This is a genomic window from Nonomuraea antri (assembly GCF_013283785.1).
GTDB lineage: Bacteria > Actinomycetota > Actinomycetes > Streptosporangiales > Streptosporangiaceae > Nonomuraea > Nonomuraea antri.
The window spans coordinates 45,115-68,279 of sequence record NZ_JABCPZ010000031.1 but is presented as its reverse complement, the minus strand read 5'-3'; the positions used below and the strand labels follow the sequence as shown (position 1 = coordinate 68,279).

Below are 23,165 nucleotides of genomic sequence, written 5' to 3'. Positions count from 1 at the left end.
CCCGCAACCACCGCAAAGCCCTCCACCGGGCCCTCCAGGACACCATTCCCGCCCCACCGCCACCCATCACTCCAGCACAAACCACTCGCACACGGACACCACTCCGGCGCCGGACCCATGACCCACCAGGAACGCCCCACCCACAACTCACGCCCCCTCGCAGGCCTGACCGAGCAGCCGACCGCAGACCCGCATGAGCCAGCGCCCAGGGCCACCCAGGGGCAGCTGCTCGCGGATACGCGCCAGCAAGCACCCAAGAAGCCACGTACCCAAGCCCCCGGGGCGCAGCACGAACAAGCGGTCGTGAAACCGCAAGAGCAAAGAGTGGTGAACCCACATGCGCAAGGAGCGGTGGACCCACGTGCACAAGAAGTGGCGGACCCACGTGCACAAGAAGTGGCGGACCCACGTGCACAAGCAATGGTGAACCCACGTGCACAAGGAGCGGTGGAGCAGCGTGCGCGAGCAGTCATGGGACCGCCCGGGCGCGTGCTCGTGGAGTTGCGCGACACGCAGGTCTGCGACCGCCTGCAAGTGCGGTCGCTGACGATCAGAGCGGGCGATCGGCTACTGGTGCACGGCGCGAACGGCGCAGGCAAGACCACGCTGCTCGAAGCGCTCGCACAGCAGGCTCGCGGCCGGGTGGGGTACCTCCCGCAGGAGGTGCACTTCGACCCCGACCAGACCGTGCTCGCCGCCTACGGCGGGCACGGCTACCCGGACGAACGCCGAGCCGCGCTGCTCGCCACCGGCCTGTTCGCCGCCGAGACGCTCGACCAGAAGGTGGGCACGCTGTCCGTGGGTCAGCGGCGGCGGCTGGCGCTGGCCAGGCTGCTGACCGGCGAGCACGACCTGCTGCTGCTCGACGAGCCGACGAACCACCTGTCGTTGACGCTGGTGGAAGAGTTGGAGACGGCGCTCGACGGCTATCGGGGCGCGCTGGTCATCGTCACGCACGACCGGGCGCTGCGGCGGCGGTTCAGAGGAAAGTCGATCGAGGTTTCGGGGGGACGCGTATGTTGACCATGATTTCCGACGGCACGCCGTACGGCATCGCCACCGGTCCCGATGGCGCTTTGTGGTACACGCTGGTGCACCAGGGGCGCATCGGGCGGCTCGTGCCAGGCCAGGAGCCGGTGTCCTTTCCCTTGGAGTCGTCCGATGGGATGCCCATGGTGATCGTTCCGGGGAACGACGGGGCGATGTGGTTCACCGAGGGCAAAGCCGGCAAGGTGAGCCGCATCACCGTCAACGGCGAGCTGACGTCCTATCCCGCGACCGGAGCGTACGGGATCACCGTGGGTCCCGACGGCGCCATGTGGTTCACCGACATGCGGACTGACAGCATCGGCCGCATCGGCCCCGACGGGGAGCGCAGCGAGTTCGCGGTGGGGATGGCGGGCAGCATGCCGTCCTTCATCACCACTGGACCCGACGACGCGCTGTGGTTCACGCTCAACCAGGCCAACGCGATCGGCCGCCTGTCGCTGTCGGGCGAGGTGACCGTGCACCCGCTCCCGACCCAGGGCGCGGGTCCGGTGGGCATCACCCGAGGTCCGGACGACGCCCTGTGGTTCGTCGAGATCGGCGCCGGGCAGGTGGGCCGGATCGACACGTCCGGGAACATCACCGAGTTCCCGCTCCCCGACCGGGAGGCCCGTCCGCACGCCATCATCGCCGGGCCCGACGACGCCCTCTGGTTCACCGAATGGGGCGCCGGCCGACTCGGCCGCATCACTGCTGACGGAGCCATCGAGGAACACCCTCTCTTCGAGACCCCACCACTCGACGGCGCCCTACCGGACGACACCTCGCCGATCCTGGAACAACCCGCCGAGCCGCATGGGCTGACGGTCGGACCCGACGGCGCCATCTGGACCGCCCTGGAAGCCGGCGCCCTGGCCCGCATCCCCACCTCAGCAGCACGGGCAACGCGCGGGGCGGAGTCGGAGCGTTGAGCGGAGGCGTTAACCATGGGGCCTTAGCCGTGGGGCATTAGCCGTGAAGCGCTAACCACGAGGCGTTAACCATGAGGCGTCGAACGTAAGGCGGAGGCAAGGCATCGAACATCAGCCTGAGGCGGGCATTAAGTGCATGGCGGGGCGGACGCTGAGTGCGGGACAAGGCAGGGTCGGGTGGAATAGGCGGTCGCGGGCGGAGTTGACTAGGAGCATGCATGCCATAGTCGTCTCCGCCCAGGGCGGTCCCGAAGTACTCGAATACGTCGAGCGTCCCGACCCGGCGCCCGGAGAGGGGGAGGTGGTGGTGGACGTCGCGGCCAGCGGCGTGAACTTCATCGACATCTACCACCGTTCGGGCGCGTATCCGCTCGATCTTCCCGCCGTGATCGGATCCGAGGGCGCCGGAGTCGTCTCAGCGGTGGGTGACGGGGTGCGGGACGTGGCCGTCGGCGACACGGTGGCCTGGGCGAACATCCTGGGCAGCTACGCCGAGAAGGCCGTCGTGCGAGCGGAGCGGGTGGTGCCGGTGCCCGAGGGCGTCAGCGCGGAAGTGGCCGCCGCCACGATGCTCCAGGGCATGACCGCGCACTACCTCACCCACTCCACCCACGAGGTACGCGAAGGGGATCACGTCCTCGTGCACGCGGGTGCGGGCGGAATGGGGCAGCTGCTCATCCAGTTGGCCAAGCTCAGGGGCGCCAAGGTGTACACCACGGTGTCGAGCGCCGAGAAGGAGAAGCTGGCCCGCGCGGCGGGCGCGGACGAGGTGCTCCGTTACGAGAACTTCGCCGAGGCACTGCGCGGCAAGATCGACGTGGTCTACGACGGCGTGGGCGCGGCCACATTCGACGGCGGATTGGAGGTGCTACGCCCACGCGGCCTCATGGCCCTGTACGGCGCGGCAAGCGGCCCGGTGCCACCACTCGACCCGCAGCGACTCAACCGCAGCGGCTCACTTTTCCTGACCAGGCCGACGCTGACGCACTACATCGCCTCTCGCGAGGAGTTGTCATGGCGGGCATCTGACCTGTTCGAGTGGATCGCATCGGGCCAACTGACCATCAATGTGTCACAACGCTACGCACTGGCGGACGCTCAACAGGCCCACGAGGACCTGGCCGCCCGAAGAACAACAGGCAAGCTCCTGCTGATCCCTTGACGAGCGAGGGCCCCATGGCGAATACGGACGGGGCCCACGGCGCACCCAGCCACTGAGCGGTTGGGCGGCCGCTCGGTCATGGCGGTCTGAGCAACCCCTCAGCCTGCGGACGGCCTGCGCCGCCACTCGACATTGGTGGCGCACTGGCCGACCGGGTGGCCACCCAAAGCTGACGACGCGCTCGCCGGCCAGGTGGCTGCTCAACGCTGCAAGGCTGTGTGACCGCACGGCCGCCGGAGTTTTGGGCGGCCGCTCGAACACGGGCGGGCCGAACGACCGCTCGACGCTGACAGCACGCTGGCCAACCAGGCGGCCGCTCCACGCTGGAAGACCGGGCGACCGCACGGCCACCAGCCCTCTGTGCGACCACTCGAACACGGTCGACCAGGTGGCCGCTCGACGCTGGAAGACCGGGCGACTGCTCGGCGGCTGGCGTTCTGGGCGGCCGTTCGGATACCGGCGGACCGGGCGACCGATCGTGCCCGCCCTCGTCTCGGCCTCCCGGTTGGCTCCCGGGGTTCTGACGGGGGCGGACCAATCGCTCTACCGGACTACCAGCAGACGGTTCTGCCCGAATACGTTTCCTCGAAAGTGCTGGTTCCGAGACGGCGACCTGCTGCTGCTTGACGAGCCGACGAACCACCTGTCGTTGACGCTGGTGGAGGAGTTGGAGACGGCGCTCGACGGCCCACCGGGGTGCGCTGGTCGTCGTCACGGACGACCGGGTGCTGCGGCGGCGGGTCAGAGGAAAGTCGATCAGGGAGAAATGCTGGAGAGCAGCCTGGTCATTTGAGGAAGAATGCGGCCAGTGTGTGGGCGACCAGTGTGGGGTCGTTCTCCATGGGGATGTGGCCCGCCTTCGGAACGCGCACCAGCGTTGTGTTCGGCACCTCCTCGGCGAAGCGCTGCGCGTAGCCGACCTGCTGGAAGGTGTCGTCCTCGCCCCATACCAGCAGTTTCGGTGCGTCATAGGCACGCAGGGCGGGCATGAGGTCGAGGGTGTAGCGGGAGTCGGCGGCGCCGGCCAACGCCATCCAGGATCGCCCGACGCGCGGTTCGCGCCATGGGTCGAGATAGTCGGTCATTTCCTCTTCGGTGGCAGGCCGCGCCAAGGCGGTGGAGATGGCAACGCGCCGGGCGGCGATCAGCTCGTCCACGCTCGTGCCGGCGACCACGGCGGGGTCGCGGTAGCGCCGTACGCCGGGCACCGGCCACGAGTCGTAGGTCACCGAGTTGACCAGGGCCAGCCGGGGAACCGTCAGCTCGCCGCCGACCAGCAGGTGCTGGGCGATCGCGCCGCCGATGTCGTGCCCGGCCACCCCGGCCGGCGCGTCCATGCCGAGCGCCGACGCGAACCGCGTCACCCATGCGGCCAGCGCGGGGACGGTGGCCGTTTCCAGCGTCAACTCCCCCTCCGAGCGGCCCAGGCCGGGCAGGTCGACCGCGACCGGCCGCAACCCGGCCGCGGCCAGCTCGTCGAGCACCGGGAGCCAGACCCGGCTCCAGTAGGTGCCGTGGAGCAGCAGGACCTGCGGGCCGTGCTCGCCCGCCGTCAGATAGCTGGCCGTACGGCCGTCAACGTCGATCGTCATACGTGTGGACATGGCCATAACCATCGGGGAATGGATTGCCCCCGGTCAAATACCGCTTAGGGTATGGGGCTATGACATTGACGCAGCTCCGGGCCTTGATCGCGGTGGCCGAGCACGGCGGTTTCACCGCGGCGGCGGACCTCATCGGTATGTCCCAACCGGCCGTCAGCCGCGCGATCGCCAGCCTCGAACGCGAACTCGGCGCCCCGCTGTTCGTCCGGCACGCCGACGGCATCGCGCTCACCGAGGCCGGGCGGCGGGCCCACCTCCGCGCTCGCGAGGCGTTGCGCCACTTCGACCTCATCCGCGCGGAGGTGGCGGACGCCGCCGGCGAGGTCACCGGGCCGCTGCGCCTGGCCAGCCTGCCCAGCGCCACCGGCACCCTCATCGTCCACCGGCTGCGGACCTTCACCGATCGCTACCCCCAGGTCCAGGTGCGTCTGTTCGAGGGGGCCGACGATGACGTCCGCGGCTGGCTACGCGGAGGCGCGGCCGAGGTCGGCGTGGTCACGCTCCCGGCTCCCGGCCTGTACACGATCCCGCTGGACACCCATGAGATGGTCGCCGTCGTGCCGGTCGGACATCACCTGGCCGAGCGGGAGACCATCCACATCACCGACCTGACCGGGCAGCCGTTCATCCTCACCACGGCGGGCTGCCGACCGCTCATCACCGACGCGGCCCGACAGGCCGACGCGCGGCTCGACATCGCCTACGAGGCCGGCGGCCAATCGGCCATCCTCGAAATGGTGGCCGCGGGCCTGGGCGTCAGCATCGTGCCCACGCTCGGTTTGCCCGCCGAACTCGGCGCGGTGGTGACCAGACCGCTCGAACCACGCCTCACCCGGACGCTGGCCTTGGCCGTCCTGTCACCGGACGACTGCGGGCCGGCGGTACGGGCCTTCCTCGACCTGGCCGGTCCCGGCTGATGCGACGACGTCATTCCTGTCCGTAGCGGGTGAGCTGTCTATTTGCGACATGCGAAGGGATTGCTCGGGGACAGCGGCAGTTGATCGACGGGATCCGGTGGCGGATTGGCAGGCAGGCGCCACATCGTCAGTGCCGGTGGCGCCTCACCGGACAAACCTTGGCCCAGACGACGGCCATCAGCGGATCCAGTCGGTCAATCTCGATCTGCAGTGACGTCTTTGAGGCGATGCGCTAGGCGTTGGCGGCCTTCTGTATCGAGCGAATGATGTCCTCGATGATGGCTGCGCAGCTGGAGTAGCCCGAGTTCTCGGCAATCACCGTGGGCCGATACCGGTGATTGGCGCTGTAGCTGGGATAATAGGAGCGCTGGCCGACATATTCGCAATATGGCAGGGCGACACTTTGTCCGCTCCCGCGGCAACGCCTGAAACTCTCCTGAGATCGACTTCGCCGTCTTCTCCGATGAAACCCGTGAATTCGTCTGGGGCGACATCGACCACCAGTCCGCAGGATGCATCGAGCCCGTCGCCGACTGCCCAGGTCATCGAGAGAGGCACCGCACGGCTGACGTTCGCTCAGGACGGCTTCGACATCGACACGATCAGCGTGGGGGCCGACGACAACACCGCTGACCTAAGTCTTGATCCGTTGAATCAATCTCGGCTGGCGGACTCTCGATCCTGCACTAACGCCTGGAATATCGTGGACAGCATCAGGCCGGCAGGTGCGGGTGGCGCGACGAAGGGGTTCGGCGTGAATTCGCTGCTATGCCTTACGACAAGTGACGGGAATACCGCCTCGCTCCGCGTGGAAAAGATACATGACTCAACGGATGCGAACGACTGGTGGATCGAACGTGATGTCATCGTCTGGGGAGTGAAGTAGCAGTACTTGGAGGGCGGTCTGGCGGCGGCGACGTCAATGGCTCCACGCGTTGGGCGCAGGTCCTGCCGGCCATCTGGGGTCCGCGAGTAGGTGCGGGCCGTGGCGCGGGTCCGCCTGATCACCTGGTGGCCGGCAAGGGTTACCGCACCGGCGGGATCCGCGCCCACCCACGTCGCCGGGCATCGCCGGTGGATGCCCTTCTCACTGCGGCTCCGGGCGCGCTCGCGGCGTTGAGCGACCGGCGCATCGGGACGACGGGCGTTGGCGTAGCGCCAGTGCAGGTAGGCGGCATGCAGGGCCCGGGTTTGGACGGCGTGGGGATGGCCGCCCGCTCACGCCGGGCAGTCCGAACCTTTCACCCGATCTGGTCACAGCACTACCTGACCATGCCAATGGTCGTCCCGTGGTCGGCGGGGGGGCCGTCAGACGTGGGAGCCGCCGTCCACGCGGAGTTCGACGCCCGTCAGGTACGCGCCGTCCGACGAGGCCGCGTAGGCGATCGTGCCCGCGATGGCCTCCGGATCGCCGAAGCCGACCTGGGGCATGATGCGTCCGTAGAAGGACGCGTCGACGCCCTCGGGGAAGGCGACGCTGGTCATCAGCGGGGTCACCACGCCGCCGGGCGACACCGCGACCACGCGCACGCCGCTCGGCGCGACCTCCGCCGCCAGGCTCAGGGAGAACGCGAGCACCGCGCCCTTGCTGGCCGCGTACGCCGTCATGAACGGGTGCGCGTGCGTCGCGGACGTCGAGGCGGTGTTGACGACGACGCCCTTGGACGCCACCAGGTACGGCATGGCCTCGCGGCAGAACAGGAACGTGCCGAGCAGGTTCACGTCGAGCAGCCGCTGGAACTCGGCCAGCGTGAGCGTGGCCAGGGGCGTGGTCTTGTGGATGCCGGCCACGTTCACCAGCGCGTCGATGCCGCCCAGCGTCGTCGCCGCCCGCGCGACGGCTTCCCGGACCGAGGTCTCGTCCGAGACGTCCGCGACGTGCGTGATCACGGCGTCGGAGGCCAGTTCCGCCAGCGCGGCCTCGTTCAGGTCGACGGCGAACACGCGGGCGCCCTCGGCGGCCAGGCGCAGTGCCGTGGCCCTTCCGATGCCCGTCGCCGCCCCGGTCAGCAGGACGTTCTTACCTGCGAAACGCTCCACGTCTCCTCCTATGTCTCATTATGAGACAGTTGTGTCTCGTCTAGGATAACTGTCGATGACGACTTCCGATTCCATGACCAGGACGCGGGACGCGATCCTGCGTGCCGCCGCCTCGGCGCTGCGTACCCACGAGCGCGCCGGCATGGCCGACATCGCCGCCGCAGCCGGGGTCGGCCGCGCGACCCTCTACCGCCATTTCGCCAATCGCGAAGACCTGCTGGTCGAACTGGGCAGGTTCGCGGCAGAAGAGTCGATCAGGGTGATCGACGCCGCCCGCATCGACGGGGTGCCGGTCCGCGAGGGGCTGGCCAGGATGGTCCGGGCGCTGCTCACGGTGGGCCGGGAGTTCTGGGTGGTGAGCCGCCACCGGGCGCAGTTGTGGCCGGAGGAGGAAGAGGTGGGGGTGCGGCTGCGGGTGCTGGCCGAGCGGGGGCAGCGTGACGGGCTGCTGCGCGCCGACCTGCCCGCCGATCACCTCTCCACGTTGCTGGGCTCGCTCGTGCTGGGCGCGCTGAGCATCCCGCCGCTTTCTGAGCTGGGCGTCGAGGACGCCACCGACACGATCGTCTCGGTGTTCCTGGACGGCTCCCGCGCCTGACCACTCGAGGTCCCCCGCACGCACATCCCACGACGGCCGAGGCGCGGATGGGGCACGGCGAGTGGGGCGCACCCAAGGCGTGCCCAAGGCGCGGGTGGGGGGCGGAAATGCCGATGAACTACCTGCATGGCCGGTGACATACTCGGTCACTCGCACATGAAAAGGAGTCAACAGTGACCATCGAGTGGGCCGATCTGTCCGCCGCGGACCTGCCGGCGATCGTCGAGCTCGCCCGCCGCTGCATGGCGCACGACGGCGGGCTTCAGGCGACGACGTCCCCCTCCTTCCTGGAGCGCAGGTACACCGCCGGGCCGGCGGTGGGCGCGTTCGAGGACGGTCGCCTGATCGCCTGCGGCGCCGTGCGGCCGGTGGGCGAGACGTCGGCGGCGACCGGGCTGGTCGACCCGGACCACCGGGGCCGCGGCCTGGGCTCCGACCTGCTCGATCGGCTGACCAAGGAACCGGTCCGGCTGGAGACCGAGTCCCTGACCCCGCAGGCGCACGCGCTCTTCGTCGCGCGCGGGTTCCGCCAGACCTTCGCCGAGGACGTCTACCGCCTCGACCTGTCCCGACCGCTCCCTGAGGTCCCGCTGCCGGACGGGCTGGAGATCGAGGAATGGTCGCCGGACACCGAGGCGGCCTTCTACACGGCCTACTCCGCGTCGTTCGCCGACCGCCCGGGGTTTCCCGGCTGGTCTCAGGCCGAGTGGGTGGACTGGCTGGTCGACGACGAGTTCGTGCCCGGCGCTTCGCTGGTGGCGCGTGCCGGGGGCATGCCCGTCGGCTTCGTGACGTGTGCGGCCGGGTTCCTGGTCCAGGTCGGCGCGGTGCCCGAGTGGCGGCGGCGCGGGCTCGCCAAGGCGCTCGCGGTCGCCGCGCTCGATCGCATGCGCGCGGACGGGGCCGGCGAGGCCTTCCTGGACATCAACGTCAACAACCCGGCCTCGGCCGCGCTCTTCCAGGGCCTCGGATTCGAGGTGATCGCCCGCCGGGCTCGCTACGAATAGCCCCGGAGCGCTCGGTGGCCGGCCCGGGGGAAGCCGAGCAGCCGCCCCCCAGGGAAGGCCCCAGGGGAAGGCCCCGGTGGAAGCCGGGCGGCCAGCCCCCGGGGCGATACCCTGCCGATTATGGACATAGCAGGTTCCATCTGGTCGTTCGCCGCCGTCGTCGCCCTGCTCACGATCACCCCCGGCCTCGACACGGCCCTCATCCTGCGCACGTCCCTGGTCGCCGGCCGGACGTCAGCCTGGGGTGTGGTACTGGGCGTGCAGCTGGGCACCCTGGCCTGGGGGGTGCTGACCGCGGCCGGCCTGTCGGCCCTGTTCGCCGCCTCCCAGCTGGCCTACGACGTCCTGCGCTGGGCCGGGGCGGCGTACCTGGTCTGGATGGGGTTGCGGATGTTGCTGACCAGGCAGGAGGCCGCCGAGTCGCCCGACCAGAAGCCGGAGGGCTTCGGGCGCGGGTTCACCCGCGGCCTCGTCACGAACCTGCTCAACCCCAAGGTGGGCGCGTTCTACGTGGCCATGCTCCCTCAGTTCATCCCGGCCGAGGCCCCGCACGCGCTGATGGGGCTGGCGCTGGCGGGGGTGCACGTGGTGGAGGGGCTGCTGTGGAGCACGCTGCTGATCGGCTTCGCCACGCTGATGAGCGGCTTCCTCAGGACCCCGGCGGTGCGCCGGTTCCTCGACCGGGTAACGGGCGTGGTCATCGTGGGGTTCGGCGTTCGCCTGGCGTTCCAGGACTGAGCGTGTCCTTGATGTGGGTGGCCGCGGCGTAGCCGAAGGTCATCGCAGGTCCGAGCGTGGCGCCCGGCCCCGGGTAGGTCTCGCCCATGACCGCCGCCGAGACGTTGCCGGCCGCGTACAGGCCCTCGACGGGGGTGCCGTCGGCGCGCAGCGCCCGCCCGTGGACGTCCGTGACCACGCCGCCCTTGGTCCCGATGTCGCCGGGGACGATGGGGATCGCGTAGAACGGGCCCTTGTCGAGCGGCGCCAGGTTGGGGTTGGGCAGCGTCGGGTCGCCGTAGTAGCGGTCGTAGGCGCTGTCGCCGCGGCCGAAGTCGGCGTCGCGGCCCTGGCGCGCCTGCTCGTTGAACCGCTTGACGGTGGCGCTCAGCCGCACCGGGTCGACGCCCATCCGGCCGGCCAGCGCCTCCACCGACTCGGCCTTCTTGATGAAGCCGTTCTTCAGCCACGCCTTCTTGAACGGCTGCCCGGGGAAGTGGCCGAGCATGAGGTAGCGGTTCTTGGTGCGCTGGTCGATGACCATCCACGAACGTACGGCGTCCTTGGCGTACATGGTGTCCACGAACTCGTGGTACGGCACCGCCTCGTTGACGTAGCGTTCGCCGCGGCCGTCCACGATGATCATGCCGGGCACGGCGCGGTCGGTGACGAGGAAGACCGGCGCCTCGCCGGGCGGTACCGCGGTGGGCATGCCCCAGACCCGGTCCATCAGGTCCAGTTCGGCCCCGGCGGCCAGCGCGGCGGCGATCGTGTCGCCGGTCTGACCGGGCGCGGCCGAGGTCCAGGCCGCGTCGGTTGGCTGCGGCAGGTACGTCTCGCGCAGCGGCTGGCTGTGCGAGAACCCGCCGGCGGCCAGGATCACGCCGCCGCGCGCCTGGATGGCCTTGCCTCCCGCGTGGATGCCGGTGACGCGCCCGTCCTCGACGACCAGGTCCTCGAACGGCGTGTTCACCCACACCTCGCCGCCCGCCTCGGCCAGCGACAGCCGCAGCCGGCCGATCAGCGCCTCGCCGAGCGAGGCGTAGCGGGCGCCGCTGAGCAGCGACCAGATCGCGCGCAGCCCGATCTTGACCGCCACCCGCCGGCCGCGCCAGGTCCGCGCGATCATGTTCACCTTGTGGAACTCGCGCGAGTTCATCACCATGCCGTACGTCGGCAGCTCGGCCCGCCGCATCGTCGCCCGCAGCGGCCCGAGCTTGCGCAGGTCGAACAGGGACGGCTCGACCGACCGGCCGAGCGGCCGCCCGCCGGGCCGCTCGGGGAAGTAGTCGGAGTAGCCCGGGGTGTACTCGAAGCGCACATGCCTAGTGTTGTCGTGGAAATAGCGCACCATTTCCGGCCCGCGTTCCAGGTACGCCTCCAGCCGCTCCGGCGGCACCCGGTCGCCCACCGTGGCCTTCAGGTACGTCCTGGCGTCGTCCTTGCTGTCGCGCAGCGCGGTGCCGTCCAGGTAGAGGTTGCCCGGCACCCAGATCGCGCCGCCGGACAGCGAGCTCGAACCGCCGTACTTGCCGGTCTTCTCCACCACCAGCGCGCTCAGCCCGCGCAACCGCGCGGTGAGCGCGGCGGCCAGGCCCGCGGCGCCCGAGCCGACCACGACGACGTCATAGCTGTGATCCCAGCGCATAACCATCCTCCATGAGACATACGTGTCTCATTTCAAGATAGCGCTGTCTAGGAGTTCCAGGGCCACTCCAGCAGGCGGGCGCCCAGCACCGCCGTCTCCAGGGTGAAGCGCTGGGTGGGATCGTCCGGCGAGAACCCGGTCAGGCGGCGGATGCGCTCCATCCGGTACGTCACCGCGCGCGTGCTGATCCCCAGCCGGCGCGCCGCCGCGGTCTGGTTGCCGTGCGCGGCGAAGACCGCCTCCAGCGTCTCCAGCAGCGGCTCGTGGCCGCCGCGCGCCTGCAGCAGCGGGCTGAGCACGCTGGTCACCAGGTCCTCGATCGCGCTCCTGTCACGCAGCAGCACCGGGAAGACCAGCAGGTCGGCGGCCTTGACCACGTCGGCCCTGAGATCCAGCCGGTCGGCCAGGTCGAGCGCGCCGGCCGCCTCCCTGAACGAGGTCACCACGCCGCCGGGGCCGCGCTGCGGACGTCCCACGCCGACCCGCCATCCGGCCGGGAAGCGGGCCCGTACGTGATGGGTGAACTCCCCCACTGCGGCCGGCAGCGTGGCCGGCGCCACGCAGACCAGCAGATCGTCGCGCACCGCCACCAGCACGTTGTGCGAGCCGAACCGGGCGATCAGCTCGCGCTCGATCCGCCCGGGATCCGCCCCCTCGCCCGCGGCGGAGCCGTCGAGCATGCCCCTGGCCACCGCCACCACGTACGACTCGGCCAGCCGCAGCCCGAAGTGCTCGGCCCGCTCGGCCAGCCGCTCGGCGCGGCCCTGCAGCAGGTCGTCGACGAACTCCCTGCGGGCCGTCTCCTCGCCGCGGATCGCCGCGAGCTGCGCCTGCTCGTACCCCTCCATCAGCGCGGACACCGCCCTGCGCAGGGCGGCGAGCACCCCGGGGCCCGCCGTGCCCTCGCCTGCGGCCAGCGCCGCGTCGACCAGGGCCCGCAGCGGGACGCCCAGCTCGGCCGCCGTGGCGCCGGCCGCGCGGTAGTCGTCGAGCGCCTTGCGGTCCGGCATGCGGCCGGTCGCGGCGGCCTGCGCCAGCGCGTGAAGATGCCCGCCGAGCAGGTCAGCGGGCATCCGGGGGCTCGTCATCACACTCCTACGTCACGCCTGTCGAAGGCGAGGACCGCGGTGAGCGCGAGCACGGCCGTCGCCCCCGCGAGCACAAGGTAGTCCCCGACCGGCAGACCTTCATAGACCGGCCGGCCCTCGGCGTAGTAGTGGAACGGCGAGACCCACTTCAGCCACGAGACGGCGGCGACGTCCTTGCCGATGGTGACGACCATGTAGCCGATCACCACCCACACGCCGACCGCGGTGGTGGCGTAGAGCCTGCGCCCGGTGGCCGCGCCGACGGCCAGCGCCACCGTGCCGAAGAACAGCGCCAGCAGGTACACGCCGAGGTGCGCGGCCACCACGTTGCCGAACGGCACCCCGAGCTCCACCGCCTCGCCGACCGCCCACAACACGGCCAGCGTCACCACGGCCACCACCAGCAGCGACACCAGCAGCCCGGCGAAGCGGTCGAGCACCAGCCGCTTGCGCTCGATGGGCAGGGTGATCACCAGTTCCAGCGTGCCGGATTCCTCGGGGAGCACCAGCGCCCGGTTGGCCAGCACCGTGGCGAGCACCACGAACAGCAGCGGGACGAAGAGCTGGTAGACCACCGACTGCAGGAATCCGGCGCCGGAGGCCAGGTCCTGGAAACCGCCCATCGCGTCTCTGAGCAGCCCCGGGTACTTGGCGGACACGAGAGCCTCCATGCTCGCCGCGTCCTGCTTGAAGTTGCCGTAGATCCCCACGTACATGGCGACGAAGGCGGACAGTCCGATCGTCCACCAGATGAGCGCCCGCCGGTACTCACGCAGACTCTTGGCGAACATGGTGCCGCTCCTCCTCGCTGTAGTACGTCAGGAAGATCTCTTCCAGGTCGGGTTCGGCGCTGACCAGGTGCACCACGGTGAAGCGGGCGGCGGCCTTGATCAGCGCGTCCGGCCGGCCGTCGATCGTGCAGCGCACGCTCGCGCCCTCCACGCGCAGCTCGCGCACGCCGGGCAGGTCCTCGAACGCCGCACGCGGCACCGGGGACTCGAAGTGCAGCTCCACCCGGCGCACCGCCTTCTCGCGCAGCGCGGTCACGTTCTCCACCGCCACCAGCCGGCCGCCGCGGACGATGCCGACCCGGTCGGAGACGCTCTCGACCTCGGCCAGCACGTGCGAGGACATCAGCACGGTCCGGCCCGAGGTGCGCACCTCGCGCACCATGGCCAGGAACTCCTGCTGCACCAGCGGGTCGAGGCCGCTGGTCGGCTCGTCGAGTATGAGGAACTCGGGCTCGTGCATGAACGCCTGGATCAGCCCGACCTTCTGCTTGTTGCCCTTGGAGAGCTTGCGGATCTGCACCGACAGGTCCACGTCCAGCCGCTCGGCCAGCTCCTCGATCCTGCCGTCGGGCACGCCGCCCCTGATGCCGCCGAGGAAGCGCAGGTAGTCCCTGGCCCGGTCGCGGCCCTCCAGTGCCAGCTCGCCCGGCAGGTAGCCGGTCCTGCCGCGCAGCGCCGCCTCGCGCGGGTCCAGGCCGAGCACCCTGACCTGGCCGCCGGTCGGCCTGATCACGTCGAGCAGCAGCCTGATCGTGGTGGTCTTGCCGGCGCCGTTCGGCCCCAGGTAGCCGAAGATCTCGCCCGGTTGGATGTCGAGCGTCAGGTCCTCGAGGCCCCGGCGCCTGCCGTAATACTTGGTCAGCCCTTCGGCCTGCACCACTGCTGTCATGGCGGCATCGTCGCGCCGGGACCGCGGGCTCGTCATCGGCAGGTTCCGGCAGCGTGGCGGCGGGCTTCACTTCCGGCATCGGGCAACCACAATGAGGGGGTGGACACGGCGTTCGTGCTCGGTGGCGGGGGCGTGCTCGGCGCGCACGAGGTGGGCATGCTGCGCGCGCTCGACGAGGCGGGCATCAAGCCCGACGTGGTGGTGGGCACCTCCGTCGGGGCGCTGAACGGCGCGCTCGTCGCCGCCGACCCGGCCGGGGCGGTCGCCAGGCTGGCCGAGCTGTGGCGCTCCGACGTCGTACGCACCGCGTTCGCCGGCAACTGGATGACCAGGTTGTCCACACTGGCCAGGACCGGCACCCACCTGCATCCGATCGGCCCGCTGCGCCAGGCGCTCGGCGCGGCGGTGGGGGTGTCGCTGATCGAGGACCTGGCGCTGCCGTTCCAGTGCGTGGCGGCCTCGGTGGAGCGGGCCAGCGCGCACTGGTTCACCAGCGGGCCGCTGGTGGAGGCGGTGCTGGCGTCGTGCGCGGTGCCCGGGCTGCTGCCGCCGGCGGTGATCGGCGGCGAGCACTTCTTCGACGGCGGCCTGGTGCACAGCATCCCGGTGGGCCGGGCCGTGCGGCTCGGCGCCAAACGCGTGTACGTGCTGCACGTCGGGCGGATCGAGCGGCCGCTGACCGCGCCGCGGCGGCCGTGGGAGGTGGGCATGGTGGCCTTCGAGATCGCCCGCAGGCACCGGTTCGCCGAGGAGATGGCCGCGCTGCCGCCCGGGGTGGAGGTGCACGTGATGCCGGCGGGCGTGGGCGAGCCGCTGTCGCCGCTGCGTTACCGGGATCTGTCGCAGATCTCGAAATACATGGAGCGGGCCTATGCCGCGTCTTCCCGCTATCTGCGTACCAGGGGAGGATGAGGGCGAGACCCTTCAGGGAGGCCGACGTTGCTCCCCCCACGCATCATCAGGCGGTTGATCCTCGCTCCTCTGGTCATCGTGGTGACCGTGTTCATGCTGGTCACCCTGCCGTTGTGGCTCGTCGTCACGGCCGCGGCCTCGCTGCGGCTGCCGCCGCCGCAGCGGCGCGGAGCCAGGTTCGTGTGGTTCGCGGTGGCGTGGCTGACGCTGGAGTCGGCCGTGCTGATCGCCTGCCTGTGGTTGTGGGTGGCGGGCGCGTTCGGCCGCGACCGGCATCAGGCCCGGCACTACGGGCTGATCAGGTGGTTCCTGGCCAAGGTGTACGGGGCCGCGGTGCGGATCTTCCGGTTGACGGTGGAGATCGAGGAGCCGGAGGTCACCGAGGAGGAACGGGCGGCGCGGTTGTCGCGGCCCATCGTGGTGTTGGCGCGGCATGCCGGCCCAGGCGACTCCTTTTTACTGATTTATCACCTTTTATCCCTTTATACGCGGCAGCCGCGCATCGTCATGAAGGCCGCCCTGCAGTTCGACCCCTCGCTCGACGTGGTCGTCAACCGGCTGCCGAACGCCTTCGTCCCGCGCCGGACGGCGCAGAGCGGCGTGGTCGAGGAGATCCGCCGGCTGGCCTCGACGATGGGCGAACGCGACGCGCTGGTGATCTTCCCGGAGGGCGGGAACTTCACCCCGCGCCGCCGCCGGCTGGCCATCCGGCGGCTGGAGGAGAAGGGGCTGGCCGAGGAGGCGTCGCGGGCCCGCGGCATGGACCATCTGCTGCCGCCCCGGCCGAACGGCTCGATCGCGGCCATCGAGGCCTGCCCGTCGGCCGACGTCGTCTTCGTCGCCCACACCGGCCTGGACGACCTCATCACGCTCGGCGACGTCTGGCGCAAGCTGCCGGTCAGCGCGCGGATCACGGCCAAGTGGTGGCGGGTGCCCGCCGATCAGGTGCCCAGGGAGCGCGAGGCGCAGATCCGCTGGCTGTTCGACCACTGGGAGCGGATCGACGCCTGGATCGGCGAACAGCGCATGGCCCGCACCTGAGCCGGGCGGACGGGGCAGAAAGCGATTTCCATCATGGGAACAAACGCCCGAAAATATGGAAAACCGGTGGCTCCCCAGCCGGGGCGATCAATGCTGATCTGAAGGGGTCATCCCACCCGACCGCGAGGAGACCCGTGAAGATCCGCAGCCTGCCCGCCGCAGCCCTGCTCGCGACCGCCCTGGGCGCCGCCGTCCTGGCCGGCGCCGTGCCCGCCGCCGGCGCCGCGACCGTCCCGGCCGGAGCGCACGCGCTCTCGCCGCTGCCGCCCGACTGGTACTGGTCCAGCCACTACGCCACCTTGGCCGACTGCCGGGCGGCCTTCACGGACGAGGCCCAGAACGGCCAGTACACCGGCCTCGCGCCCTGCCGCTGGTACAACGGCGACCGGTACCGCCCGGCCGGCTACTACTTCCTCTACTACATCCCCTGACCCACGCTCAGCCGATGGCGGCGATCTCGATCCTGGCCGGGTCGTCCGGCGCCACCAGGCACGGCAGCACGACGCCGCCCCGCTCCAGGCGGTCCTCCATGGCCCGGGCGGGACGGGCGGCGCGCTCGATCTCGTACGCGCCGCCGGACCGGGGCGTCACCCGGAGCTTCAGCCACCAGACGTAGCGCCCGTTGAGCTTGTTCTCGGTGTTCTCGGCGGTCAGGACCGCGGCCTCGCAGGGCAGCGCCGCCGCGCGCTCGGCCGCCGAGAACGTGCTCAGCATGGCCGACTCCAGGCCCGCGAACGAGAAGTGGCCCAGCGCCAGCATCCCCGCGGCTAGGAATAAGATCCCGGCTCCCGCGTACGCCCCGACCCGGGTCTCCGGCCGCCGCCTCAGCCTGAGGAACAACACCACGCCCACGATCACCGCGATCACGGCGACCATCCCGAAGACGTTCGATGCCATCGTCGTTCCCTCACCGTGGGCGGTTGTGATCGCCTAGATCCTGGCGGCTCGGGCGCCCGACGGGCAAGCGCCCCATCAGGCGGGGGCGTCAGGCGGGGGCGCCGGGCGGGAGCACCGGCACGGCGGGCGGGCCGTCTTCGATGAGGCGGAGCAGCGCGTCGGTGTCGAGGTGGCGCTCCACCAGGTCGCCGAGCGCGTCCAGCCGCTCCTCCCTGAGCCTGGCGAAGTCGGTGTCGGGCGCGGGCGTGAAGTCGCGGCCCGCGCGGGCGGCCACGTCGGCCAGGAACGCGCGGCGGAAGCCGTCGTTCTCCATGGCCCCGTGCCAGGTGGTGCCCCAGACGTCGCGCACCCGGCAGCCGTCGAGGAACGGCTCGCCGCCCTCGACCACCGCCCGCCCGTGATGGATCTCGTACGCCGACACCACCTGCCCGTACGCCTCGCCCACCGGCCGGGCCAGCCGCTTGTCCCGGTCGAATCGCACGCGCACGGGCAGCAGCCCGAGCCCGTCCACCCGGCCGGCGCCCGATTCGACCTCGTCCACGATCTCCCTGGCCAGCATCTGGAAGCCGCCGCAGATGCCGAGCACCGGCCCGCGCCGCTCCAGCAGCGCCCCGGCAATGCCGCTCGCGCGCAGCCAGGCCAGGTCGGCGACGGTGGCGCGGGAGCCGGGCAGGACGACCAGGTCGGCGTCGTCCAGTTCGGCCGGGTCGGTGACGAAGCGCACCACCACGCCGGGCTCGGCGGCCAGGGCGTCCAGGTCGGTGAAGTTCGAGATGCGCGGCAGGCGCACCACGGACACCCGCAGCGTCTGCCGCCCGTACGGCCGCCCGCGCACGACCGCGCGGCTGTCCAGGGCCAGGGAGTCCTCGACGTCCAGCCAGAGCCCGTCCAGCCAGGGCAGCACCCCGTAGACCGCGCGCCCGGTCAGGCGGCGCAGCTGGTCGAGGCCGGGTTCGAGCAGTTCGAGCGCGCCGCGGAACTTGTTCACCACGAATCCGGAGATGAGGGCCTGGTCGGCGGGCTCCAGCAGGCCGACCGTGCCGTAGAAGGAGGCGAACACGCCGCCGCGGTCGATGTCCCCGACCACGATCACCGGCAGGTTCGCGGCCCTGGCCAGCCCCATGTTCGCGATGTCGCCCCGGCGCAGGTTGATCTCGGCCGGGCTGCCCGCGCCCTCGCAGACGACCACGTCGTACTGCTTCCTGAGCCGCTCCAGCGACTCCAGCGCGGTGGCGCGCAGCAGGTCGCGTAGCTCGCCGTACTCCATGGCGTCCACGTCGGCGACCGGCCGGCCGAGTAGCACGACCTGGCTGCGCCGGTCGCTGCCCGGCTTGAGCAGGATCGGGTTCATGTCGGCGACGGGTTCGAGCCCGGCGGCCTGCGCCTGCATGGCCTGGGCCCGGCCGATCTCGGCGCCGCCTGCGGTGACGTACGAGTTGAGCGACATGTTCTGCGCCTTGTACGGCGCGACGCGGACGCCCCGGCGGGCCAGCCAGCGGCAGATTCCCGCGGTCACCACGCTCTTGCCCGCGTCCGACGTGGTTCCCGCCACCAGCAACGCCCCGTTCATGCGGATCAGGCTACATCTCGCGAAAAATCACCCATTTACGAAATCTGTGACTTCTGCCACTCTGGCTAGAACGGATGCCTAGAACAGCATTCTAGATTTTCCTACTGGAAGGATGGGCATGGTCGGGACGTTGGGTTCTCCGCGCGCCGGCGCCATCGACGCGCGGACCAGGGCGCCGTTCGGCTGGGCGCCACTGGTCGTGCTCTTCATCGTCGGACTCGTCGACCGCATCGAGCACAACCTGCTGGCGGGCGTGCTCCCCGAACTGAAGACCGAGTGGGCGCTGAGCGACACCACGCTCGGCTCGATCCCCACCGCCGCGGCCCTGGCCGGCGTGCTCGTCGCGCTGCCCGCCGGATACCTCGCCGACAGGCTCAACCGCACCCGCATCATCGCGGTGGTGGTCTTCGTCTGGGCCATCGCCACCCTCGGCTCCGGGCTGGCCACCGGGTTCGTGATGTTCTACCTGATGCGCGTGCTGCTGGCCGCCGCGGAGACCATCGACAACCCGGCCTCGGGCAGCCTGCTGGCCGACTACTACCCGCCGATCACCCGCGCCAAGGCCTACGGCCTGACCCGGGTCACCACCTACCTCGGCGGCCTGGGCACGATGCTCGGCGGCGTGCTGGCCGACACCTTCGACGACTGGCGCGTCGCCTTCTACATCATGGTCGTCCCCGGCCTGCTGACGGCGCTGCTGGTCTGGTTCCTGCGCGAGCCCGCGCGCGGCGAGCTGGACAGGCAGGTGGCGCTCGCCCAGCCGGGCGCCGCGCCCGCCCCCGCCCCCGCGCACCCCAAGATCACCAGGGCCACCTTCCTGCCACAGCTGCTCCGGGTGCTGACCGTGCCGAGCCTGGTGTTCGTCTGCGCCGGGCTCTCCCTGCTCACGCTCGGCCTGGCCGGCATCTTCTACTGGCTGCCCATGCTCATGGTCCGCGCCTACGGCGTGGGCACCGGGTCGGCGGCCTCCCTGACCGGGCTGATCACCATCGCGGGCACGCTGATCGGCACCCTGGCCGGCTCGTGGCTGGGCCGCAAGTGGCACGGCACCCGCAAGGGCGGCCGGCTGCTGGCCGGCGGCGGCGGCATCACCGCCGGCTCCGCCGTGCTGGCCGTGGCGCTGGCCATGGACTCCGTCACCTGGCTCACCGTGCTGACGCTGCTCGCCTGCTGCCTGATGTCGCTGGCCATCCCGAACATGACGGCCTGCCTGGCCGACGTGGTCCCGGCCGGCGTGCGCGGCATGGGCTTCGCCGTCCTGCAACTGCTCACCACGCTGGGCGCCGCGTTCGGGTCGCTGGTGGTCGGCGCGGCCTCGGACGGGTTCGGCTCGCTCACGGCCGGCATGTACCTGCTGATCGTCCCCATGGTGGCCGGCGGCCTGCTCACGCTGGGCGCGCGGGCCTCGTTCGAGCGCGACGCCCAGAAGGTGCTGGACGCCGCCCGCTTCTGAGCATGGCGCGAGTGATCCCGCACCGCCGATAATTCCTCCGCAAGCCACCCCGATGGCCTTCGCTGAGAGGCGGCGCGGAGATGACGTCAGAGGTGCCTTCCGGCGGGCCGTACCGGCTGGCCCGCCGGGTCGTGTCGCGATCGCCGCGATTACCCCTGCTGGCCGGGGTGGCCGCGGCGGCCTGCGCGGCGGCGGCCCTGGTCACCGGCGCGTGGCCGGAGCTCGCCACCGCGGCCGGATTCGTCAGCGGCGCGGGGCTGACCCTGGCCGGGCTGCGCGGCGTGGCCGCCGCGCAGAACGCCGAGCTGACCAGGCTGGGCGAGCTGGTGGAGCGCCGGGCCGAGCAGGTGACCGCGCTCAGCCACGAGCTGCGCACCCCGCTCAGCATGATCAAAGGCGGCGTCGACCTGCTGCTCGAACGCACCCCCGGCCCGCTCACCGCCGCCCAGGAACGTTTCCTGACCACCGTCGACCAGCAGTGCGGCCAGGTGATCGGCCTGTGCGAGAGCCTGCTCACCCAGGCCAAGATCGAGGCCGGGCTCTTCACCCCCCGGCTGGAGAAGATCGACGTCTCGGTCGTCGCCCGCGACGTGGTCACCGCCATGCGCGCGCTGTGCGCCGAGCGGAACCAGCGCATCACGCTCGACACCCCGCAGGTCACCCCGCTCATCGCGGCCGACCCGATGCTGGTCGCGCAGGCGTTCACCAATCTGCTGTCCAACGCCGGCCGGTTCACCACCGAAGGTGGCAGCATCGATGTACGGGTGATGGTCATCGACACGGGGATCGCGGTGTACGTCACCGACGACGGCGCGGGAATGACGAGAGAGCAGCGCCGGCGGCTGTTCCACCGGTTCGCCACCGGGCGGCCGCTGGCCGACGGCACCGGGCTCGGGCTGGTCATCACCAAGACGATCGTCGAACTGCACGGCGGATCCATCATGGTCGACACGACCTCCATGCGCGGCACCACGTTCCTGTTCACCCTGCCGAAGGGGGCACCATGAGCACCGTCCTGGTCGTCGACGACGAACCGCAGATGCGCACCATCGTGGAGTTCGCCCTGCAGACCCACGGTTTCACCGTGCACACCGCGCCCGACGGCGCGACCGCGCTCAACCTGCTCAGCCGCCGGCACGTCGACCTGGTCGTGCTCGACGTGCTCATGCCCGTGCTCGACGGGCTCACCGTCTGCGAGCGCATCAGGGCCACCTCGGACGTGCCGATCATCCTGCTCACCGCGCTCTCCCAGCACGAGGACGTCATCGCCGGCCTGGAGCGCGGCGCCGACGACTACGTGGCCAAGCCGTTCCACCCGCGCGAGGTCGCCCTGCGCGCGGCCGCGCTGATCCGGCGGGCGAACAAGGACACCGGGAAGGACACCATGAAGGCCGGCAAGCTCGGCATCGACGCCAGGCAGCGCGTCGCCACCTTCGACGGGGTGCCGCTCGACCTGCCGTACACCGAGTTCGCGCTGCTCGCCCACCTGGCCAGGTACGCCGGGCAGCCGCAGTCGTGGCGCGACCTGCTGCGCGCGGTGTGGGGCACCACCGAGCTGATCGGCGGCCGCGACATCGTCAAGAGCACCGTCTACCGGCTGCGCTCCCGGCTGGCCGCGCTGCCGGGCGCCGCCGGATACGTGCAGACCGTGCGCGGCGTCGGCTACCTGATGCCGGAAGATCCAAAGGCCGGGTAACGCCGCCGTCACCAAGCCTCACCGACCTGTTACCGGCGATGACCTCCGCGCGGCCTAGGTTCTGATCACGGGAATCCAACGGCCCGTCCGAGGAGGTCATCTCATGGCTTCACCGCATCGCCGCCGCCTGCGTCCGGCTCTGGTGTTCACCGCTGTCGGCGTCCTGGTCTGCGCGGGCTGCGTCCGCCCGGCCGGCGGGGCGCGTACGGAAGAACCGAACAAGGTGACGGTCGCCTGCGGCGCGACCGAGGAGTGGTGCGCGGCGATGACCGCGGCCTTCACCGCCAAGACCGGGATCGCCGCCGAGTTCGTCCGCCTGTCCAGCGGCGAGGCGCAGGCCAGGATCCTGGCCGCCAGGGACAACCCGGAGTTCGACGTGTGGCACGGCGGCCCGGCCGACGGGTACGCGGCGGCGGTCGGCCACGGCCTGCTGGAGCGGTACGTCTCGCCGAACGCGGCCGACATCCCGGCCAGGTACAAGGACGCGGACGGCCGCTGGACCGGCGTCTACGTGGGCGTGCTCGGCTTCTGCGACAACACCAGGGTGCTCGGCGAGAAGCGGGTGCAGGCGCCGCGCTCGTGGCAGAGCCTGCTCGACCCGGCGCTCAAGCAGAACGTCGGCATCGCGCACCCGGTCACCTCCGGCACCGCGTACACCGCGCTGTGGACGCAGGTCACGCTGAACGGCGGCGCGGCGGACGCGGCGTTGCGGTACATGAAGCAGCTGCACCCCAACGTGCTGCAGTACAGCAAGTCGGGGGCCGCGCCCGCGCAGCAGGTCGCCAGGGGCGAGATCGGCGTGGGCGTCGTCTTCTCCCACGACTGCGTGGCCACCAGGGAGCAGGGGTTCACCGACCTGACCGTCACGTTCCCCACCGAGGGCACGGGCTACGAGGTGGGCGGCGTCGCGCTGATCAAGGGCGGGCCGTCGCCGGCCGCCGCGAAGAAGTACATCGACTGGGCGCTCACCCCGGCGGCGCAGGAGATCGGGCCGACCGTCCGGTCGTACCAGGCGCCGACCAACCCGAAGGCCAAGCGGTCCGACAAGGCCGTGGACCTGTCCGCGGTCAAGCTCATCGACTACGACGCGGCCGCGGCCGGCGCGCTCAAGAGCGACCTGATCAGGCGTTTCGACGCCGAGGTCGCGCAGGCACCGAAATCCTGACCCCGGCCCGGG

Annotated in this window: 23 protein-coding genes and 1 pseudogene; 15 read left to right on the top strand and 9 right to left on the bottom strand. The window is 71.0% G+C overall.

The window, feature by feature from the left end; translation table 11 throughout:
• The first annotated feature begins 447 nt into the window (after nt 1-447).
• The 3 genes from HII36_RS56540 to HII36_RS13330 all read left to right on the top strand — a co-directional run bounded on the left by HII36_RS56540 (nt 448) and on the right by HII36_RS13330 (nt 3,120).
• A complete protein-coding gene (locus HII36_RS56540) occupies nt 448-1,023 on the top strand; it encodes an ATP-binding cassette domain-containing protein (RefSeq protein WP_328807703.1) in 576 nt (191 codons plus the stop codon).
• Entirely contained in the window at nt 1,017-1,958 is a 942-nt protein-coding gene (locus HII36_RS13335; protein WP_328807702.1) for a Vgb family protein, read from the top strand. Before HII36_RS56540 ends, HII36_RS13335 begins: the two co-directional genes overlap by 7 nt.
• Before the next feature lie 214 nt (nt 1,959-2,172).
• On the top strand, nt 2,173-3,120 hold the full coding sequence (locus tag HII36_RS13330) for a quinone oxidoreductase family protein (RefSeq protein ID WP_173523453.1): 948 nt from the start codon (nt 2,173-2,175) through the stop codon (nt 3,118-3,120).
• 785 nt (nt 3,121-3,905) lie between these two features.
• Here the strand turns inward: HII36_RS13330 and HII36_RS13325 are convergent.
• Nucleotides 3,906-4,712 (bottom strand): alpha/beta fold hydrolase, encoded by an 807-nt coding sequence (locus HII36_RS13325; RefSeq protein WP_217369471.1) that lies wholly within the window; start codon nt 4,710-4,712, stop codon nt 3,906-3,908.
• Between the two features lie 71 nt (nt 4,713-4,783).
• Between HII36_RS13325 and HII36_RS13320 the strand changes: the two genes are divergently transcribed.
• Complete coding sequence (locus HII36_RS13320) at nt 4,784-5,641, top strand: LysR family transcriptional regulator (RefSeq protein ID WP_173523451.1); 858 nt, start codon at nt 4,784-4,786, stop codon at nt 5,639-5,641.
• 472 nt (nt 5,642-6,113) lie between these two features.
• Nucleotides 6,114-6,527: a hypothetical protein gene (locus HII36_RS13315; protein WP_173523450.1), complete on the top strand. Its 414-nt coding sequence runs from the start codon at nt 6,114-6,116 to the stop codon at nt 6,525-6,527.
• Between the two features lie 191 nt (nt 6,528-6,718).
• Here HII36_RS13315 and HII36_RS58610 read toward each other — a convergent pair.
• A pseudogene (locus HII36_RS58610) lies at nt 6,719-6,850 on the bottom strand (IS630 family transposase); the annotation flags it as partial.
• A gap of 99 nt (nt 6,851-6,949) precedes the next feature.
• Nucleotides 6,950-7,681: an SDR family NAD(P)-dependent oxidoreductase gene (locus HII36_RS13310; protein ID WP_328807701.1), complete on the bottom strand. Its 732-nt coding sequence runs from the start codon at nt 7,679-7,681 to the stop codon at nt 6,950-6,952.
• Nucleotides 7,682-7,736: 55 nt separating this feature from the next.
• On the opposite strand from HII36_RS13310, the gene HII36_RS13305 reads away from it, so the two are divergent.
• The 3 genes from HII36_RS13305 to HII36_RS13295 all read left to right on the top strand — a co-directional run bounded on the left by HII36_RS13305 (nt 7,737) and on the right by HII36_RS13295 (nt 10,024).
• Entirely contained in the window at nt 7,737-8,279 is a 543-nt protein-coding gene (locus tag HII36_RS13305) for a TetR/AcrR family transcriptional regulator (RefSeq protein WP_173523449.1), read from the top strand.
• A 173-nt stretch (nt 8,280-8,452) separates the two neighbouring features.
• Nucleotides 8,453-9,286 carry a GNAT family N-acetyltransferase gene (locus HII36_RS13300; protein ID WP_173523448.1) on the top strand — a complete coding sequence of 278 codons (834 nt, stop codon included), beginning with the start codon at nt 8,453-8,455 and terminating at the stop codon, nt 9,284-9,286.
• Between the two features lie 120 nt (nt 9,287-9,406).
• On the top strand, nt 9,407-10,024 hold the full coding sequence (locus tag HII36_RS13295; RefSeq protein WP_173523447.1) for a LysE family translocator: 618 nt from the start codon (nt 9,407-9,409) through the stop codon (nt 10,022-10,024).
• Here the strand turns inward: HII36_RS13295 and HII36_RS13290 are convergent.
• The 4 genes from HII36_RS13290 to HII36_RS13275 are packed head-to-tail and all read right to left on the bottom strand — an operon-like array spanning nt 9,984 to nt 14,419.
• Nucleotides 9,984-11,651, bottom strand: coding sequence for an FAD-dependent oxidoreductase (locus tag HII36_RS13290; protein ID WP_217369470.1), 1,668 nt, complete (start codon nt 11,649-11,651; stop codon nt 9,984-9,986). The genes HII36_RS13295 and HII36_RS13290 overlap by 41 nt on opposite strands.
• A 47-nt stretch (nt 11,652-11,698) precedes the next feature.
• On the bottom strand, nt 11,699-12,739 hold the full coding sequence (locus HII36_RS13285; protein WP_173523445.1) for a PucR family transcriptional regulator: 1,041 nt from the start codon (nt 12,737-12,739) through the stop codon (nt 11,699-11,701).
• Nucleotides 12,739-13,530 (bottom strand): ABC transporter permease subunit, encoded by a 792-nt coding sequence (locus HII36_RS13280; RefSeq protein WP_173523444.1) that lies wholly within the window; start codon nt 13,528-13,530, stop codon nt 12,739-12,741. Before HII36_RS13280 ends, HII36_RS13285 begins: the two co-directional genes overlap by 1 nt.
• Nucleotides 13,508-14,419 carry an ABC transporter ATP-binding protein gene (locus tag HII36_RS13275; RefSeq protein ID WP_173523443.1) on the bottom strand — a complete coding sequence of 304 codons (912 nt, stop codon included), beginning with the start codon at nt 14,417-14,419 and terminating at the stop codon, nt 13,508-13,510. Before HII36_RS13275 ends, HII36_RS13280 begins: the two co-directional genes overlap by 23 nt.
• Nucleotides 14,420-14,518: 99 nt before the next feature.
• On the opposite strand from HII36_RS13275, the gene HII36_RS13270 reads away from it, so the two are divergent.
• The 3 genes from HII36_RS13270 (at nt 14,519) to HII36_RS13260 (ending at nt 16,803) form a co-directional block, all read left to right on the top strand.
• On the top strand, nt 14,519-15,331 hold the full coding sequence (locus HII36_RS13270; protein WP_173523442.1) for a patatin-like phospholipase family protein: 813 nt from the start codon (nt 14,519-14,521) through the stop codon (nt 15,329-15,331).
• 54 nt (nt 15,332-15,385) lie between these two features.
• Complete coding sequence (locus HII36_RS13265) at nt 15,386-16,372, top strand: 1-acyl-sn-glycerol-3-phosphate acyltransferase (protein ID WP_236003450.1); 987 nt, start codon at nt 15,386-15,388, stop codon at nt 16,370-16,372.
• 134 nt (nt 16,373-16,506) lie between these two features.
• Nucleotides 16,507-16,803 carry a hypothetical protein gene (locus HII36_RS13260; protein ID WP_173523440.1) on the top strand — a complete coding sequence of 99 codons (297 nt, stop codon included), beginning with the start codon at nt 16,507-16,509 and terminating at the stop codon, nt 16,801-16,803.
• Nucleotides 16,804-16,810: 7 nt separating this feature from the next.
• Here the strand turns inward: HII36_RS13260 and HII36_RS13255 are convergent, their stop codons facing one another.
• Together HII36_RS13255 and HII36_RS13250 are read right to left on the bottom strand one after the other, a co-directional pair.
• Nucleotides 16,811-17,269 (bottom strand): hypothetical protein, encoded by a 459-nt coding sequence (locus tag HII36_RS13255; RefSeq protein ID WP_173523439.1) that lies wholly within the window; start codon nt 17,267-17,269, stop codon nt 16,811-16,813.
• Between the two features lie 88 nt (nt 17,270-17,357).
• Complete coding sequence (locus HII36_RS13250) at nt 17,358-18,839, bottom strand: cobyric acid synthase (protein WP_173523438.1); 1,482 nt, start codon at nt 18,837-18,839, stop codon at nt 17,358-17,360.
• Nucleotides 18,840-18,957: 118 nt separating this feature from the next.
• Here HII36_RS13250 and HII36_RS13245 point away from each other — a divergent pair, with 118 nt between their 5' ends.
• The 4 genes from HII36_RS13245 to HII36_RS13230 all read left to right on the top strand — a co-directional run bounded on the left by HII36_RS13245 (nt 18,958) and on the right by HII36_RS13230 (nt 23,153).
• Nucleotides 18,958-20,292, top strand: coding sequence for an MFS transporter (locus tag HII36_RS13245; RefSeq protein WP_236003449.1), 1,335 nt, complete (start codon nt 18,958-18,960; stop codon nt 20,290-20,292).
• An 80-nt stretch (nt 20,293-20,372) separates the two neighbouring features.
• Complete coding sequence (locus tag HII36_RS13240; RefSeq protein ID WP_173523436.1) at nt 20,373-21,299, top strand: sensor histidine kinase; 927 nt, start codon at nt 20,373-20,375, stop codon at nt 21,297-21,299.
• Complete coding sequence (locus HII36_RS13235) at nt 21,296-21,988, top strand: response regulator transcription factor (RefSeq protein WP_173523435.1); 693 nt, start codon at nt 21,296-21,298, stop codon at nt 21,986-21,988. Before HII36_RS13240 ends, HII36_RS13235 begins: the two co-directional genes overlap by 4 nt.
• Before the next feature lie 103 nt (nt 21,989-22,091).
• Nucleotides 22,092-23,153, top strand: a complete 1,062-nt coding sequence (locus tag HII36_RS13230) for an ABC transporter substrate-binding protein (RefSeq protein ID WP_173523434.1) — start codon at nt 22,092-22,094, stop codon at nt 23,151-23,153.
• The last annotated feature ends 12 nt before the right edge of the window (nt 23,154-23,165 follow it).